This is a genomic window from Sphingomonas sp. KR3-1 (assembly GCF_040049295.1).
GTDB lineage: Bacteria > Pseudomonadota > Alphaproteobacteria > Sphingomonadales > Sphingomonadaceae > Sphingomonas.
In genome coordinates, this window is the sequence record NZ_JBDZDQ010000002.1 from 441,056 (window position 1) to 457,488 (window position 16,433).

At 66.3% G+C, this 16,433-nt stretch carries 10 protein-coding genes; 7 read left to right on the forward strand and 3 right to left on the reverse strand.

Annotated elements, in window-relative coordinates; translation table 11 throughout:
- Positions 1-56: 56 nt before the first annotated feature.
- From ABLE38_RS13950 to ABLE38_RS13960, 3 genes are all read left to right on the forward strand, one after another.
- On the forward strand, positions 57-1,226 hold the full coding sequence (locus ABLE38_RS13950) for a carbohydrate porin (protein WP_348974834.1): 1,170 nt from the start codon (positions 57-59) through the stop codon (positions 1,224-1,226).
- A gap of 218 nt (positions 1,227-1,444) precedes the next feature.
- The gene (locus tag ABLE38_RS13955; RefSeq protein WP_348974835.1) at positions 1,445-2,371 is read left to right on the forward strand and encodes a sulfotransferase domain-containing protein; all 927 of its coding nucleotides are present in this window, start codon (positions 1,445-1,447) and stop codon (positions 2,369-2,371) included.
- Between the two features lie 46 nt (positions 2,372-2,417).
- Positions 2,418-2,681: a hypothetical protein gene (locus tag ABLE38_RS13960; protein ID WP_348974836.1), complete on the forward strand. Its 264-nt coding sequence runs from the start codon at positions 2,418-2,420 to the stop codon at positions 2,679-2,681.
- A 4-nt stretch (positions 2,682-2,685) separates the two neighbouring features.
- Here ABLE38_RS13960 and ABLE38_RS13965 read toward each other — a convergent pair whose 3' ends face one another.
- From ABLE38_RS13965 to rpoB, 3 genes are all read right to left on the reverse strand, one after another.
- Entirely contained in the window at positions 2,686-4,353 is a 1,668-nt protein-coding gene (locus ABLE38_RS13965) for a hypothetical protein (protein WP_348974837.1), read from the reverse strand.
- Between the two features lie 171 nt (positions 4,354-4,524).
- Positions 4,525-8,814: a DNA-directed RNA polymerase subunit beta' gene (rpoC, locus tag ABLE38_RS13970; protein ID WP_348974838.1), complete on the reverse strand. Its 4,290-nt coding sequence runs from the start codon at positions 8,812-8,814 to the stop codon at positions 4,525-4,527.
- A gap of 78 nt (positions 8,815-8,892) precedes the next feature.
- Positions 8,893-13,050, reverse strand: coding sequence for a DNA-directed RNA polymerase subunit beta (gene rpoB / locus ABLE38_RS13975; protein ID WP_348974839.1), 4,158 nt, complete (start codon positions 13,048-13,050; stop codon positions 8,893-8,895).
- Between the two features lie 345 nt (positions 13,051-13,395).
- Here rpoB and ABLE38_RS13980 point away from each other — a divergent pair, with 345 nt between their 5' ends.
- The 4 genes from ABLE38_RS13980 to ABLE38_RS13995 all read left to right on the forward strand — a co-directional run bounded on the left by ABLE38_RS13980 (position 13,396) and on the right by ABLE38_RS13995 (position 16,360).
- Positions 13,396-13,905 (forward strand): DUF2975 domain-containing protein, encoded by a 510-nt coding sequence (locus ABLE38_RS13980; RefSeq protein WP_348974840.1) that lies wholly within the window; start codon positions 13,396-13,398, stop codon positions 13,903-13,905.
- Positions 13,905-14,126 carry a helix-turn-helix transcriptional regulator gene (locus tag ABLE38_RS13985; RefSeq protein WP_348974841.1) on the forward strand — a complete coding sequence of 74 codons (222 nt, stop codon included), beginning with the start codon at positions 13,905-13,907 and terminating at the stop codon, positions 14,124-14,126. Before ABLE38_RS13980 ends, ABLE38_RS13985 begins: the two co-directional genes overlap by 1 nt.
- Positions 14,123-14,869 carry a hypothetical protein gene (locus tag ABLE38_RS13990; RefSeq protein ID WP_348974842.1) on the forward strand — a complete coding sequence of 249 codons (747 nt, stop codon included), beginning with the start codon at positions 14,123-14,125 and terminating at the stop codon, positions 14,867-14,869. Before ABLE38_RS13985 ends, ABLE38_RS13990 begins: the two co-directional genes overlap by 4 nt.
- 168 nt (positions 14,870-15,037) lie before the next feature.
- Complete coding sequence (locus ABLE38_RS13995; protein ID WP_348974843.1) at positions 15,038-16,360, forward strand: hypothetical protein; 1,323 nt, start codon at positions 15,038-15,040, stop codon at positions 16,358-16,360.
- Positions 16,361-16,433: the final 73 nt, after the last annotated feature.

The window sequence follows — 16,433 nt, forward strand, 5'->3', positions numbered from 1 at the left end:
CGGGCCGAAGCCTCTATTATTGTGTCAGGGGATGCCGCGAACTGGGGCATTGGGACATGCGTGGGACTTTCGGCGGGGGCTCGACGGCCCTGGCGCTGCTTTTTTCGACTTCGGCGTTCGCGCAGGAAACGAAGGAGCCTGCTTTCGACCTCGGCGCGACCTATCGCGTCGATCTATCGGGCGTGGCTGCTGACGGCCGCCGCATGCGCAGCTTCGGGCTCGACGACCTCAACGTCGAAGCCAATGGCGATCTCGATCGGCTCGTCGGCTGGAAGGGCGCGAGCTTCCATGTCGATATCCTCAACAATCTGGGCGATCGTCCCAATGATGCGGCGGGCACGCTGCAGGGCATCGACAATATCGAAGTCGCATCGCCCAAGCTGCGCCTGTTCGAGGCATGGGTGGAGCAGAAGCTTGGCAGCCGCACCACGCTGCGCGCCGGCCTCTATGACCTCAACAGCGAATTCTATTCGAGCGACGCCTCGGGCCTGCTGATCGCCCCGGCGTTCGGCGTCGGCTCGGAGATCGCCGCGACCGGGCCCAACGGCCCGTCGATCTTCCCGACCACCGCGCTGGCGGTGCGGGTCGAGCAGCGCTTCGGCGGCGCCGGCTTCGCACGCGTCGCGGTGCTCAACGCCACCGCCGGCGCGCTGGGCGACGAACATGGCTCTGCGCTCGATTTCGATCACGGCGTGCTGCTGATCGGCGAGGCCGGGGTGGAGAAGGACGGCGACAAGCTCGCGATCGGCGCATGGGGCTACAGCCAGCGGCAGGACGATATCGCCGCGGTGGATGGCGCCGGCGATCCCGTGCGGCGCAAGGCACGCGGCGTCTATGCGATCGCGCAAAAGGCGATCGGCAACCAGGACGGTCCGTTCGCGGCCAGCCTGTTCGTCCGCGCCGGCATCTCCGACGGCAAGACCACGCCCTACAAGGGCGGCTGGCAGGCGGGCGTCCTGGTCAGCAAGATCGTGCCGGGGCGTGACGACAGCCAGTTCTCGCTCGGCGTCAACCAGGCCTATCTCTCGGGCGGCTACCGCGATCTGCTGCGCGGCGGCGGCACGCATACCACCGCGAGCGAAAACGCGATCGAGCTAAGCTATGCGGACAAGCTCACCAAGTTCCTGACATTGCAGCCCGATTTGCAGTTCATCTGGAACCGCGGCGGCGAGGCCGATGCCGAGCGTGTCACCGTCGCCACGTTGCGCGCGACGATCGAGTTCTGATCGTGCCAGGCGAAGCGATTTGCCAGAATCAATATGCAAATCACTGTTTGGTATACGGAAATTTATTCTAGGTGGATGGGGTGTCGCGTCGATATTTACTGGCATAGCACTTGGCTATGCCTTGCATTCATCTTGATAGCATCTGGCGTGAATCGCAAATTGACGCTGGTGTGTTACGTGAATAAATCGCCTCCCTTCGCTCTTTGAGGAACAGGAAGATGCCAGTCAGTTTCGCGCCGGAGGCCATTTCGGCGACGCGGCCGCGCAAGGTGCGTGAGATGCACAATCACCACTTCGATTCGACCGTGTGGAACGACCTGGTCTTTCGCGACGACGATGTGATCGTCTCCACCTATGCCAAGTCGGGCACGACCTGGACGCAGCAGATCGTTGCGCAGCTCGTGTTCGGCGGCGATCCCGAGGTGTCGGTTGCCGAGATCTCGCCCTGGGTCGACCTGCGCCTGCCGCCGGCGTTGATGAAGCTCGCCGCGCTCGAGGCGCAGACGCACCGCCGCATCATGAAGACGCACCTGCCGGTCGATGCGCTGCGCTTCAGCGAGAAGGCCAAATATCTCTATGTCGCGCGCGACGGACGCGATGTGGCGTGGAGCCTGCACAACCATCATTTCAACGCGACCGATGCCTGGTTCGCGGCGCTCAACGACACGCCGGGCCGGGTCGGCCCGCCGATCGCGCGTGCCAATCCGGATGTCGCGGCCTATTTCCGCGAGTGGCTCGAGCGCGACGGCGCGCCCTTCTGGTCGTTCTGGGAGAATGTCCGCAGCTGGTGGGCGGTGCGCGACCTGCCCAACGTCCATCTCGTCCATTTCGAGGCGCTCAAGCGCGACATGCCGGGCGAGATCCGCAAGATCGCCGACTTCCTCGACATCGATGTTTCGCCCGAGGTCTGGCCGCATGTGCTGCGCCATTCGAGCTTCGACTGGATGAAGGCCAATGCCGCCCAGTCCGCACCGCTTGGCGGGGTGTTCTGGGACGGCGGCGCCGAAACGTTCATCAACAAGGGCACCAATGGCCGTTGGCGCCAGGTGCTCACGCCCTATGACGTGGCGCGCTACGAGGCGGTGGCGCTGGCCGAGCTCGGCCCGGATTGCGCGCATTGGCTTGCGAGCGGCGTGGGGGCGTAACGCCCACCCGCTTGCAGATCGGGGTCCATGCGCCGAAGTAGGACGCATGGACCTCGACGCATTGCTCACCCATTATTTCGACACCGACGAGCCCGAGGCGCTGGCGCCGGAAGCGCGCGCCCGCGGCGAGGAGCGGCTGCGCATCGATTTCGGCGTCGAGCAGGAGCCGTCACGCAAGTTCGCGCTGTGGGTGGTGATGGAAGGGCTCGGCATCGCGCCGCTCCCCGCCGAGGCGTTCGAGAAGCACCCCGCGCTCAAGGCCGCAGCGGATCGCTATCTCGACGCGGCGTGGAAGCTCGAGCGCGATTGAGCCGCTAGCGCCCGGTTGCCGGGAACAGCGCCTGCGCAGCCTTCTTCTCGGGGGAATCGTCGGCGCCGTAGAGCACGGGATAGAGGATGTTGCGCGCCAGCTCGGGATTGCCCTGGCGGACCAGCTCGGCGCCGAGATAGAGGCGCGGCGCGGGGGCCGCGGGCACCTGGCGGATCACCCGCGCCATGCCGAGTATCGCCGGCTCGGGCACCTTCTCGCCGGCCTTGGTGAAGCTCTGGAACCATGCGATCAGCGCGAGCGGCGACTGGCTGTCGGCCTGGATCGCGCGCGCGATCGCCTTGCGGGCGTCGGCAAGCGTCGCGGCGCGGTCCGCGGCGGCGCCGGCCACCGCCCGGTTGGTTAGCGCCACGCCCTTCCACGCCAGCGCGCGGGCGTCGTCGGGCGTGCCGGCGAGCACGCGCTCGGCGGCGGCGAGGCAGGCCTCGTCCTGCCCCGCGCGGCATTCCGCCTCGGCAAGGAGCAGGAGCGCATCCGCATCGTGCGGGATCTTCGCCACCTTGTCGCGAAGTCCGGCGATCCAGTCCGCATTTCCCTGCGAACCGAGCTGAATCTTCGCCTCGATCAGCGCGGCACCGCCCAGCGACAGGGTCGCGATCAACGGGTCGCTGCCGAAGGGCTGGTGCTTCGCGGTGCGCGCATAGGAGGTGGAGTTCGACGCGTAGATGTTGAGCTCGCTCTGCAGCCGCCGCATGTCGCCGAATATCTTCGCGGCCTGCGCCATCGGCACGCCCTGGTGGATCGCGGTCATATACGCCTTGAACTGCAGCGCCCGCGCCGGATTGAGCTTTGAATAGGTGAAGAAGTGCGCGAGCAGCCAGGCGTGATAGGGCGTCCAGTCCATCACCCGGGTCTTGGTGGTGCTGGGCTCGAGATAGGCGCCGCTCAGCACTGCCTTCACGTCGAGATCGCCATAAGCGTTGAACACCTGGCGATAGTCATCCGGCGCGCGGGCATAGTCGATCGAGCCGTCGCCATGCACCTCCATTGTCGAGAACAGCGCGCCTACCCCATCGACATACCAGCGCGGATAGACCGCCCGGGTGTAGGTCAGCAGGAAATGCTGGGCAAAGGCGGAGTAGAGCACCGATTCCCAGGAGCGCGCGGTCGGCACCGGCGGCAGGATCTCGTTGCAATTGCCGCCTTCGCCCAAGACCTTGTCGCACTCCTTGTCGAAGGCCTTCTTGGTCGCGAGCTTGATCACCTGGTCGCTGCGCGACACCGCGAGCACCTCGCCGTCCTCGCGCGGGTCATAATAACGCTGGCCGGCGAAGCTGGGCGGGTAGGGGCCTTCCTGCCAGCGCTGACCCTGCAGATCCATCTTCTCGAAAAACCGCGCCGAATCGAACAGCGTCACTTGCAGCTTGGCGGTATCGTCCGACGTGTCGCCCTTGCGATAGAGCCGCGACATCAGAGTGTAGAGCCGCTCGAGATTGTTGGTGACGCGCTTCAACTCGGCGTCGCTGCCGTCGCTGTAGACGATGACGTGATCGCTTTCCGCGCGCTTCCAGTTGCTCTTCTTCGCCTCGATCCCGCCGTTGACGACGATCGTGCTCTCGCCAGGCGCCGGCTGGCGCGGCGGGCTCGTCTGCGCCGCAACGGGCAGGGCGGTGATGAAGCACAGGCCAGCGACGCACCAACGAACGAGCATCATAACCCACCCTCGCAATCAGCAATGCGAGCTTCTGGCTAAATCGCGCATGTTACAAGGCGATTTCCGCGCAGGTGAACGCCAGTCCACATGCGGCGCCCAAAAGAAAAACCGCCGCCCGGTTTCCCGGACGGCGGCGTTTCTTTTCTTGTCGGTGACTGCCGACCGGGGAGATCACTCCTCGGTCAGATAGTCCCCGGCGTCCGCATCGGTGCCATGGCCCGAAGGCACGACCGACGCGAGCGGGTCGCTGCCGGTGCCCTCGGCGTCACGCGTCGAGCGGGCATGCTCGGCCTGGCGCTCCTCGGCGGCCGAGTTCGGCGCCACCAGCGCGTTCTGCAGCGCACGCTGCTGGACGCGGAGGGCGGCGTCGCGGCTCGACGCGGCGACACGCAGGCGGTTCATGCCCGCGCCGGTGCCGGCGGGGATGAGACGGCCGACGATCACGTTCTCCTTGAGGCCGATCAGCGTGTCCTGCTTGCCCTGGACCGCCGCCTCGGTGAGGACGCGGGTGGTCTCCTGGAACGACGCCGCCGAGATGAAGCTGCGGGTCTGCAGCGACGCCTTGGTGATGCCGAGCAGGATCGGCTTGCCGGCCGCGGGTGCCTGGCCCGGAGCGAGCTTCTCGTTGACTTCGTCCATCTCCGAGCGATCGAGCTGCTCGCCCACCAGCAGGGTGGTGTCGCCGCTCTCGATGATCTCGACCTTCTGCAGCATCTGGCGAACGATCACCTCGATGTGCTTGTCGTTGATCTTCACGCCCTGGAGTCGATAGACTTCCTGGATTTCCGACACGAGATATTCCGCGAGCGGCTCGATGCCGAGCACTTCGAGAATGTCATGCGGATCCGGGCTGCCGCCGATCAGGTTGTCGCCACGCTTGACGTAGTCGCCTTCCTGGACGTCGATCACCTTCGACTTCGGAACCAGATACTCCACGACCTCGCCGCCGTCCTCGGGCATGATCCCGATCTTGCGCTTGGCCTTGTAGTCCTTGCCGAACACGACGCGGCCCGAGACCTTCGCGATGATCGCGTTCTCCTTGGGCTTGCGCGCTTCGAACAGCTCCGCGACGCGCGGCAGACCGCCGGTGATGTCGCGGGTCTTGGCGGACTCGCGGGCAACACGGGCAAGCACGTCGCCGCCCTTGACCGTCGCGCCGTCCTCGACCGAGAGCACCGCGCCCGGCGCCAGCATGTAGCGGGCGGCTTCGGAGGCACCTTCGCCGGTCAGGGTCAGGCGAGGACGCAGGTCCTCCTTCGACTTGGAAGCAACGCGGTACTCGGTGACGACGCGCTGGGCGATGCCCGTCGCTTCGTCGGTCTGCTCGGTGAGCGTCTTGCCCTCGAGCAGGTCCTGGTACTTCACGACGCCGCCGGTTTCCGTGATCACCGGCATGGTGAACGGATCCCACTCGGCCATCCGGTCACCCTTGGTGACGATATGGCCGTCGTCGAACAGCACGTACGCGCCGTACGGGATCTTGTGCACGGCGAGCTCGCGCCCATCCATGTCCACGATCGCCAGCTCGGCCGAACGGCTGAGCACCACGCGGCGGCCGCGCTGATCCTCGATGATGCGCACGTCGCGGAACTCGATGGTGCCGTCGACCGGCGCCTCGAGGTTCGACTGCTCGTTGAGCTGCGCCGCACCGCCGATGTGGAAGGTACGCATCGTCAGCTGCGTGCCCGGCTCACCGATCGACTGCGCCGCGATGACGCCGACGGCCTCGCCGATGTTCACCGGCGTACCGCGGGCGAGGTCACGCCCGTAGCACTTGCCGCAGACGCCGATCTTGGCTTCGCAGACCAGCGGCGAGCGGATCTTCATGCCCGGAATGTTGAGCGCTTCGATCTTCGCGACCGCAGCCTCGTCGAGCAGCGTGCCCGTCGGGATGATGACCTCGCCGGACTTCGCGTCGACCACGTCCTCCGCGGTCGTGCGACCGAGGATGCGCTCGCCGAGCGAAGCGATCGTCGAGCCGCCCTGCACGATCGCGCGCATTTCCAGCGCCCGCTCGGTGCCGCAGTCCAGCTCCATGATCACGCAATCCTGCGACACGTCGACCAGACGGCGGGTCAGGTAGCCCGAGTTCGCCGTCTTGAGCGCCGTATCCGCCAGGCCCTTACGGGCGCCGTGGGTGGAGTTGAAGTACTCAAGGACGGTCAGGCCTTCCTTGAAGTTCGAGATGATCGGCGTCTCGATGATCTCGCCCGACGGCTTGGCCATCAGGCCGCGCATGCCGGCAAGCTGCTTGATCTGCGCCTGCGAACCACGCGCACCCGAGTGGGCCATCATGTAGATCGAGTTGATCGGCTTCTCGCGGCCCTTGTTGGGGCCGTCCTCGTAGCGCTTGACCGCCTTGATCTCGTCCATCATGGCGCCCGCCACCTGGTCGCCGCAACGGCTCCAGGCGTCGATCACCTTGTTGTACTTCTCCTGCTGCGTGATCAGGCCGTCCTGATACTGCTGCTCGTAATCCTTCACGAGCGCACGGGTCTCGTCGACCAGGCCAACCTTCGCGTCCGGGATGATCATGTCGTCCTTGCCGAACGAGATGCCCGCCTTGAACGCGTGGCGGAAACCGAGCGCCATGATCGCGTCGGCGAACAGCACGGTCTCCTTCTGGCCGGTGTGGCGATAGACCTCGTCGATCACGTCGCCCACGTCCTTCTTGGTGAGGAGGCGGTTGACGGTCTCGAACGGCACGCGGTGCGACTTGGGCAGCGTTTCGCCCAGCAGCATGCGGCCCGGAGTCGTCTCGTAGCGCTTGAGGTACTGCTTGCCGTCCTCGTCGGTCTGCGGGACGCGGCTGATCACCTTGGTGTGCAGCGTGACCGCGCCGGCCTCGAGCGCCTGGTGCACTTCGGCCATGTCGCCGAGCAGCATGCCCTCGCCGGGCTCGCCTTCCTTGAGCATCGACAGATAGTAGAGACCCAGCACCATGTCCTGCGACGGCACGATGATCGGCTTGCCGTTCGCGGGGCTCAGGATGTTGTTGGTCGACATCATCAGGACGCGCGCTTCCAGCTGGGCCTCGAGGCTCAGCGGAACGTGGACGGCCATCTGGTCACCGTCGAAGTCGGCGTTGAAGGCCGAGCAGACCAGCGGGTGCAGCTGGATCGCCTTGCCCTCGATCAGCACGGGCTCGAATGCCTGGATTCCGAGACGGTGAAGCGTCGGCGCGCGGTTCAGCAGAACCGGGTGCTCGCGGATCACCTCGTCGAGGATGTCCCAGACTTCCTTGCGCTCCTTCTCGACCCACTTCTTGGCCTGCTTCAGGGTCATCGAGAGACCCTTGGCGTCGAGGCGGGCGTAGATGAACGGCTTGAACAGCTCGAGCGCCATCTTCTTCGGCAGGCCGCACTGGTGCAGCTTGAGCTCCGGACCGGTGACGATCACCGAGCGACCCGAATAGTCGACGCGCTTGCCGAGCAGGTTCTGGCGGAAGCGGCCCTGCTTGCCCTTGAGCATGTCGGACAGCGACTTGAGCGGACGCTTGTTGGCGCCCGTGATCGTGCGACCGCGACGGCCGTTGTCGAACAGCGCGTCGACGGCTTCCTGCAGCATGCGCTTTTCGTTGCGGACGATGATGTCCGGCGCGCGCAGCTCCATCAGGCGCTTGAGGCGGTTGTTGCGGTTGATCACGCGGCGATACAGATCGTTGAGATCCGAGGTCGCGAAGCGGCCGCCGTCCAGCGGCACCAGCGGGCGCAGCTCGGGCGGGATGACCGGAACGACGTCGAGGATCATCCACTCGGGGCGGTTGCCCGAGTCGATGAAGCTCTCGACGACCTTCAGGCGCTTGATGATCTTCTTGGGCTTCAGCTCGGACTTGGTGACCGCGAGCTCCTCGAGGAGCTCCTTGCGCTCGCCTTCCAGGTCGAGATCCATGAGCATGATCTTGACCGCCTCGGCGCCGATGCCGGCCGAGAAAGCGTCCTCGCCATATTCATCCTGCGCGTCGAGCAGCTCGTCCTCGGTGAGGAGCTGGAACTTCTCGAGCGGGGTGAGGCCCGGCTCGGTGACGATGTAGCTCTCGAAATAGAGCACGCGCTCGAGCTGCTTGAGCTGCATGTCGAGCAGCAGGCCGATGCGCGAGGGCAGGCTCTTCAGGAACCAGATGTGCGCGACCGGGGCGGCCAGCTCGATATGGCCCATGCGCTCGCGGCGGACCTTCGAAACCGTGACTTCGACACCGCACTTCTCGCAGACGATGCCCTTGTACTTCATGCGCTTGTACTTGCCGCACAGGCACTCGTAATCCTTGATCGGACCGAAGATGCGCGCGCAGAACAGGCCGTCACGCTCGGGCTTGAACGTGCGGTAGTTGATCGTCTCGGGCTTCTTGATCTCGCCGAACGACCAGCTGCGGATACGGTCCGGCGACGCGATCCCGATCTGGATCTGGTCGAAGGTCTCCGGCTTGGCGAGCGGGTTCGCGAAGTTGGTAAGTTCGTTCATATTCTTTCGTCCCTCAGGAGGGTCAAATCTTCTGGGCGGGGAGGGGCGGGCGCTACCCGGAGGCAGCGCCCGATCCCGTTATTCCGCCGCCTCGGCCAGCTTGTTGCCGTCCTCGTCCACCTCATCGACGGACTTGAGTTCGACGTTGAGGCCGAGCGAGCGCATTTCCTTGACGAGCACGTTGAAGCTCTCCGGGATGCCGGCCTCGAAGGTGTCGTCGCCCTTGACGATCGCTTCGTAGACCTTGGTGCGGCCGACCACGTCGTCCGACTTCACCGTCAGCATCTCCTGCAGCGTGTACGCAGCGCCGTATGCCTGGAGAGCCCAGACCTCCATTTCGCCGAAGCGCTGGCCGCCGAACTGCGCCTTGCCGCCCAGCGGCTGCTGGGTGACGAGCGAGTACGGACCGATCGAACGGGCGTGGATCTTGTCGTCGACAAGGTGGTGGAGCTTCAGCATGTAGATGATGCCCACGGTCACCTTGCGGTCGAACGTGTCGCCCGTCCGGCCGTCGAACAGCGTCGACTGGCCCGAGGTGTCGAGACCCGCCAGGCTCAGCATGTCCGAAACATCCGCCTCACGCGCGCCGTCGAACACCGGGGTGCCCATCGGAATGCCCGTGCGGATATTGTAGATCAGCTCGCTGATCTGCTCGGGGCTGCGCGCCTCGATCTCGTCGGCATAGTGATCGCCATAAACGGTCTTGAGACGATCCTTCACGGCAGCCGGCATCTCGCCCGCCACTGCGTCCGGATTGGCTTCGCGCCAGTCCTGCAGCGCCGAGGCAACCTGCATGCCGAGGTTGCGGGCAGCCCAGCCGAGATGGGTCTCGAAGATCTGACCGACGTTCATGCGCGAAGGCACGCCGAGCGGGTTCAGCACCAGGTCGACCGGCGTACCGTCCTCGAGGAACGGCATGTCTTCGGCCGGCAGGATCCGCGAGATGACGCCCTTGTTGCCGTGACGGCCGGCCATCTTGTCGCCCGGCTGCAGCTTGCGCTTCACCGCGACGAAGACCTTGACCATCTTGAGCACGCCCGGCGGCAGCTCGTCGCCCCGCTCCAGCTTCTCGCGGCGGTCCTCGAACTTCTCCTTGATGCGCTTCACGGCCTCGTCATACTGGCCCTTCACCGCTTCGAGGTTCGACTGCATCGCGTCGTCCTGAACAGCGAACTTCCACCATTCGTGACGATCGACGCTGTCGAGCAGGTCGCCGTCGATCTCGGCACCCTTCTTCAGGCCCTTCGGCGTCGCGGTCGCGACCTGGCCGAGCAGCATCTCGCGAAGCCGCGACCAGGTGGCGCGGTTCAGGATGTTGCGCTCGTCGTCCGAGTCCTTCTTCAGGCGCTCGATCTCCTCGCGCTCGATCGCCAGCGCGCGCTCGTCCTTGTCGATGCCGTGACGATTGAAGACGCGCACGTCGACGATCGTGCCCGACACGCCCGGGGGCAGGCGGAGCGAAGTGTCGCGGACGTCCGAAGCCTTCTCGCCGAAGATGGCGCGGAGGAGCTTCTCTTCCGGCGTCATCGGCGATTCACCCTTGGGGGTGATCTTGCCGACCAGGATGTCGCCCGGCTCCACTTCGGCGCCGATATAGACGATGCCGGCCTCGTCGAGGTTGCGCAGCGCTTCCTCGCCGACGTTCGGGATGTCGCGGGTGATGTCCTCCGGCCCGAGCTTGGTGTCGCGGGCCATCACTTCGAACTCGTCGATATGGATCGACGTGAACACGTCGTCCTTCACGATCCGCTCGGAGATCAGGATCGAGTCCTCGTAGTTGTAGCCGTTCCAGGGCATGAACGCGACGAGCGCGTTGCGACCCAGCGCCAGCTCGCCGAACTCGGTCGAGGGACCGTCGGCGATGATGTCGCCGGCGTTGACCGTCTCGCCGACCTTCACCAGCGGACGCTGGTTGATGCAGGTCGACTGGTTCGAGCGCTCGAACTTCATCAGCGTGTAGATGTCGACGCCGCTCTCTTCCGCCGAGACCTCACCGGTCGCGCGGATGACGATGCGGGTCGCGTCCACCTGGTCGACCACGCCGCCGCGGCGCGCCGCGATGGCAGCGCCCGAATCGCGGGCAACGGTCTCTTCCATGCCGGTGCCGACGAAGGGCGCTTCCGCCTTCACCAGCGGCACGGCCTGGCGCTGCATGTTCGAGCCCATCAGTGCGCGGTTCGCGTCGTCGTTTTCCAGGAACGGAATGAGCGACGCGGCGACCGAGACGAGCTGCTTGGGGCTGACGTCCATCAGCGTCACCGTCTCCGGCAGCGCCATCAGGAATTCGCCGGCCTGGCGCGCCGAGATCAGCTCCTCGGTGAAGCGGTGCTCACCATCGACCTCGGCCGAAGCCTGCGCGATCGTGTGCTTCGCCTCTTCCATCGCCGACAGGTAGACGACGTCGTTGGTCACCTTGCCGTCGACGACCTTGCGGTACGGCGTCTCGATGAAGCCGTACTTGTTGACGCGGCTGAACGACGCGAGCGAGTTGATCAGGCCGATGTTCGGGCCTTCCGGCGTCTCGATCGGGCAGATGCGGCCATAGTGCGTCGGGTGAACGTCGCGGACTTCGAAGCCCGCACGCTCGCGCGTGAGGCCGCCCGGCCCGAGCGCCGAGACGCGACGCTTGTGCGTCACTTCGGAGAGCGGGTTGGTCTGGTCCATGAACTGCGAGAGCTGCGACGAGCCGAAGAACTCGCGAACCGCGGCAACCGCCGGCTTCGCGTTGATCAGGTCGTTCGGCATCACGGTCGACACGTCGACCGAGCTCATGCGCTCCTTCACGGCGCGCTCCATGCGGAGCAGGCCGACGCGATACTGGTTCTCGAGCAGCTCGCCCACCGAGCGGACGCGGCGGTTGCCGAGATTGTCGATGTCGTCGACTTCGCCCTTGCCGTCCTTCAGGTCGACCAGCGTCTTGACCACGGCGAGGATGTCCTCGGTGCGCAGCGTCGTGACGGTGTCCTCGGCGTCGAGGTCGAGGCGCATGTTGAGCTTCACGCGGCCGACGGCCGAGAGGTCATAGCGCTCCGGATCGAAAAACAGGCCGGCGAACAGCGATTCCGCGGTCTCGAGCGTCGGCGGCTCGCCGGGGCGCATGACGCGGTAGATGTCGCTCAGCGCCTGCTCGCGCTCCTCGGCCTTGTCGGCGGCGAGGGTGTTGCGGATCCACGGACCGGTCGAGATGTGATCAATGTCGAGCAGCTCGACGCGGTCGATCCCGGCCTTGTCCAGCTTCTCGAGGTTCTCGGCCGAGACTTCGTCGCCGGCTTCGATGTAGATCTCGCCGGTCGCCTCGTTGATGAGGTCATAGGCCGAATAGCGGCCGAAGATCTCGTCGGTCGGGATCAGCAGGGTCTCGAGGCCGTCCTTCTGCGCCTTGTTGGCGGCGCGCGGGCTGACCTTCTGGCCGGCCGGGAACACGACTTCGCCCGACTTGGCGTCGACGATGTCGAACATCGGCTTCGCGCCGCGCCAGTTGGTCGGGTCGAACGGGATCTGCCAGCCGTTCGGGCCGCGGACGAAGGTCACGCGGTTGTAGAAATAGTTGAGGATGTCCTCGCTGTTCAGGCCCAGGGCATAGAGCAGCGTCGTCACCGGCAGCTTGCGCTTGCGGTCGATACGGACGTTGACGATGTCCTTGGCGTCGAACTCGAAGTCGAGCCACGAGCCGCGATACGGGATCACGCGTGCCGCGAAGAGATACTTGCCCGAGGCATGCGTCTTGCCGCGGTCATGGTCGAACAGCACGCCCGGCGAGCGGTGCATCTGCGACACGATCACGCGCTCGGTGCCGTTGATGAAGAAGGTGCCGTTGCCCGTCATCAGGGGCATGTCGCCCATGTAGACGTCCTGCTCCTTGATATCGAGCACCGACCGGGCTTCCGTATCGGGATCCACCTCGAACACGATGAGGCGCAGCGTGACGCGCATCGGGGCCGCATAGGTGATGCCGCGCTGACGGCACTCTTCGACGTCGAACTTCGGGTTCTCGAGCTCGTAGTTGACGAAGTCGAGCTCGGCGGTGCCGGCGAAGTCGCGGATCGGGAAGACCGAGCGCAGGGTCTTCTCCAGGCCCGAGATATAGCCGATCGAGGGATCGCTCCGCAGGAACTGCTCGTAGGATTCGCGCTGAACCTCGATCAGGTTTGGCATCTGCACCACTTCGTGGATGTCGCCGAACACCTTGCGGATGCGGCGCTTGAACGTGCCGCCTTCGATCGCTTTGGTTGCCATGGTTGTGTTTTGCCTCGTCAGCCGTGATTTCGGTGCCCCTGATCCGGGGCCGGGACGTGCCACAAGACGCAGAAAAAGCCGCGCGAATCCCATTTCTGGGTTCGGCAGCTTTCAGCGGCTTATGAGACCGCGACCCCAATTCGATCGATGCGCTGCGCGACGACGCATCATTTCCCGGAGCCGTGGTGAGCGCGGGATATAGGTAGCGTGTTGGATTCTGTCAAACCTGGGCGGGGTTGCGGCCCAGTCGGCGCGCATATTATCGTTTATCGATAAATTCCTTGCCCCGCGCGCCGACTCGTCTTATCGATAAACGATAATCATTGCTCTGGGGAGTCGAAACCCGTGCTGAAGCTGACAATCGGCGTGCTGCGCGTCCTGCTCGTGCTCAACATCGCCGCGGCGCTGTTCTTCGTCGTCGTGCTGGCGGGGAGCTATCTGGTCGAGGCGCCGCTGCTCGCGCACCTCGCGCGCAAATATCCCGCGTCGGTCGATATCCGCGCCGTCGTCGACGTCGCCCGGCTGATGCTCGTGCTCGGGCTGGCGGTGGTGCCGCCGGCGCAGATCCTGCTCGTCGCGCTGCTGCGCATGGTCCGCACGGTGGAGCAGGGGGATCCCTTCGTCTCGGCCAATGCCCGCCGGCTCCACGCGATCGGCTGGGCGCTGCTCGTGCTCCAGCTCGGCGACATGGCCTTCGGCGTGCTTGCCGGGTGGATCATGCGGCTCGGCGCCCAGTTCGGCACGGGCTGGAGCTTCTCGCTCACCGGCTGGCTGGGGGTGCTGCTCGTCTTCGTGCTGGCGCGGATCTTCGCGCAGGGCACCGCGATGCGCGAGGAACTGGAGATGACGGTCTGATGCCGGTCATCGTCCGCCTCGATGCGGCGCTCGCCCGGCGCGGGATGACGCTGACCGAGCTCTCGGCCCAGGTCGACCTCACGCTCGCCAACCTGTCGATCCTCAAGACCGGCAAGGCCCGCGCGATCCGCTTCTCGACGCTCGAGGCGATCTGCCGCGCGCTCGAGTGCCAGCCCGGCGACATCCTCGCCTTCGAAGACACCAAGGGGGAAGACCAATGATCCGTGCCTGGACCCGCATCTTTGCCGGGGCGACGCGCTTCGCGCTGCTCTGCCCGCTGCTGTTCCTGCTGCCGGTGGCGGTCGAGCTGCTCCAGCATTGGGCGGAGGTCCATGTCGGCATGTATGCCAGCATCGCCGCCGCCAAGGCGGTGGAGCATGACCCGCTGCGCATGGCGATCGGCCACGCCAAGGTGATCGCGCTGTTCCTGCTCGGCTATTGGGTGGTCCGCTTCCTCGCGCATGGCGACAGCGCGCGCGAGGCGGTGCGCTACGATCGGGTCGCGGTGCGGCTGTTCGCCTGGGTGATGGCCTGGGGCCTGTTCTGGCTGGTGCTGGTCCAGGACGGGCCGGCGCTGGCCCCGGCGCTCGGGCTCAGCCCGCGGGCAATGGCGTTCACCCAGCTCGGGGTGATCCTCGCCAGCATGTTCTTCGAGCTGTGCCTCAGCGCCTGGAAGGCCGCGGCGCCGCTCGGCAACGCGCGGATCACCTTCCTGCGCTCGCTGGCGATGATCCTCGGCAGCTTCTGGTGGGCGGTCGGGCTGATGTTCCTCACCGTGATCCCGCTGCTCGTCGTCCATTACGTCCTGGCCGCGGTGGCGATCGGCAAGGGGCCGGCGGTGCTCTGGACGGTGCTGGCGATCGACGCGGTGCTCGCCGCCTATCTCGGCGTCGTCATGGTGGTGTTCACCTATGTCCTCGCCGAGCGGATGGCGGTGCGGCACGGCGAGACGCTGATGCCGTGAGTCGCGGAACCGATCGAAACGGTCGCGTATCCAATTTTCACGCAATGCAAGGTTGAACCGCAGATGAACTGATCGGCTTGCCGCAAGATTGGCTCGGCTGGTCGCGCATGGCCGGGCCAGAATCCGGGTTCCCACCGTTCTGCCTTCGACATGAAGGAGAGACCCGTAATGCGTACCACCCGTGCCGCGCTGTTCATCGGCGCTGCGTTCCTGGCGCTTCCCGCCTATGCGCAAGACACCCAGCAGGTGACCCCGCCGCCGATCATGACGACGCCGGCGCCTGCCCCCGCACCCGCACCGGCGCCCCAGGCGCAGGTGGTGATCCAGCCCTCGGCACCCGTCGTCCAGTCGGTGCCGTCGGTAGAGGAGCAGCAGCGTGGCGCCGCCGCCGCGAGCGCGCCGGCCCCGGCCGAGCGCCGCGCCACCGCGACCCGCAGCACGACGCGCACGACCACGACCACGACGCGCGCCGCACCGGCTCCGGCCGAGCGCGCACCCGCGCCGGCGCCCGCCGCCCAGGCGCCCGCCGCGCAGCCGGCCTCGCCTGCACCCGCACCCGCAGCCGAGCCCGCGCCGCCGCCTCAGGTCGAGGCTGCACCGGCACCTGATGCTGCGCCGGTCGCGGTCGACAGCTCGACCACCCAGACCAGCCGCACCGGCGTCGCCTGGCCGTGGCTGCTCGGCGGTCTCGTGCTGGTGCTCGGCGGTCTCGCCGCGTTCCTGTTCTCGCGCCGCCGCCGCAACGAGGAGACCGTGACCAGCGAGCCCGCCTATGTCGAGCCTGCCTATGTCGCCCCGGTCGCCGCCGCGCCGCTGGTTGAGCCGGTTGCCGCGCCGGACGCTGCGGTGATCGCCGAGACGCCGCCGGCCGACGAACCGGTCCTCCGCCGCGAGCCAGTGATCGCGCCTGAGGTTGCAGCCTCCGCCCCGATCGCCGAAGCAGTCGAGGAGGCCGAGATCGCCGAGCCGAACAAGGACGACCTTGCCGGCGTCGCCGACGCGGCTGCCCCGGTCGCGCACCGTCCGTGGCTCGAACTGGGCATGCGCCCGGTGAGCGCCGGCACCACCGAGGAAGAGGCGATGGTCGATTTCGAGCTGACCGTCGGCAATTCGGGCGACACCGAGGCGCGCAACGTCCGCATCTCGAGCTTCATGCTCACCGAGGAGGGCGAGAGCACCGAGATGGAGCGCATGCTGATGGAGCACCGCAGCGACACGATCGTGCCGCCGGTCTCGATCGAGCCGGGCGACGGCACCCGCGTCGACGCGCACCTCGCCGTGCCCAAGGGCGAGCTCGGCCGCACCTTCAACCCGGTGGTGGTCGCCGAGGCCCGCTACACGCTTCCGGACGGCAGCGAGGCACGCACCTCGGCGGCGTTCCGGATCGGGCGCCCGGCCTATGAAGGCGGCATCGGTGCGATCGGCGCGTCGCGCCCGCACGTGACCGACGATCTCGCCGCCGAGCTCTACGGCCAGCCCGAGCACGTCTAACCTCCGGCATATCGGAGCAACAGGAGCCCGCTTCTTCCGAAAGGGAGAGGCGGGCTCTTTCCTTGCGGAGGGT

Coding starts and splice junctions, on each gene's coding strand:
- ABLE38_RS13950 (WP_348974834.1), top strand. CDS start 57: ATGCGTGGGACTTTCGGCGGGGGCTCGACGGCCCTGGCGCTGCTTTTT.
- ABLE38_RS13955 (WP_348974835.1), top strand. CDS start 1,445: ATGCCAGTCAGTTTCGCGCCGGAGGCCATTTCGGCGACGCGGCCGCGC.
- ABLE38_RS13960 (WP_348974836.1), top strand. CDS start 2,418: ATGGACCTCGACGCATTGCTCACCCATTATTTCGACACCGACGAGCCC.
- ABLE38_RS13965 (WP_348974837.1), bottom strand. CDS start 4,353: ATGATGCTCGTTCGTTGGTGCGTCGCTGGCCTGTGCTTCATCACCGCC.
- rpoC (WP_348974838.1), bottom strand. CDS start 8,814: ATGAACGAACTTACCAACTTCGCGAACCCGCTCGCCAAGCCGGAGACC.
- rpoB (WP_348974839.1), bottom strand. CDS start 13,050: ATGGCAACCAAAGCGATCGAAGGCGGCACGTTCAAGCGCCGCATCCGC.
- ABLE38_RS13985 (WP_348974841.1), top strand. CDS start 13,905: ATGCCGGTCATCGTCCGCCTCGATGCGGCGCTCGCCCGGCGCGGGATG.
- ABLE38_RS13990 (WP_348974842.1), top strand. CDS start 14,123: ATGATCCGTGCCTGGACCCGCATCTTTGCCGGGGCGACGCGCTTCGCG.
- ABLE38_RS13995 (WP_348974843.1), top strand. CDS start 15,038: ATGCGTACCACCCGTGCCGCGCTGTTCATCGGCGCTGCGTTCCTGGCG.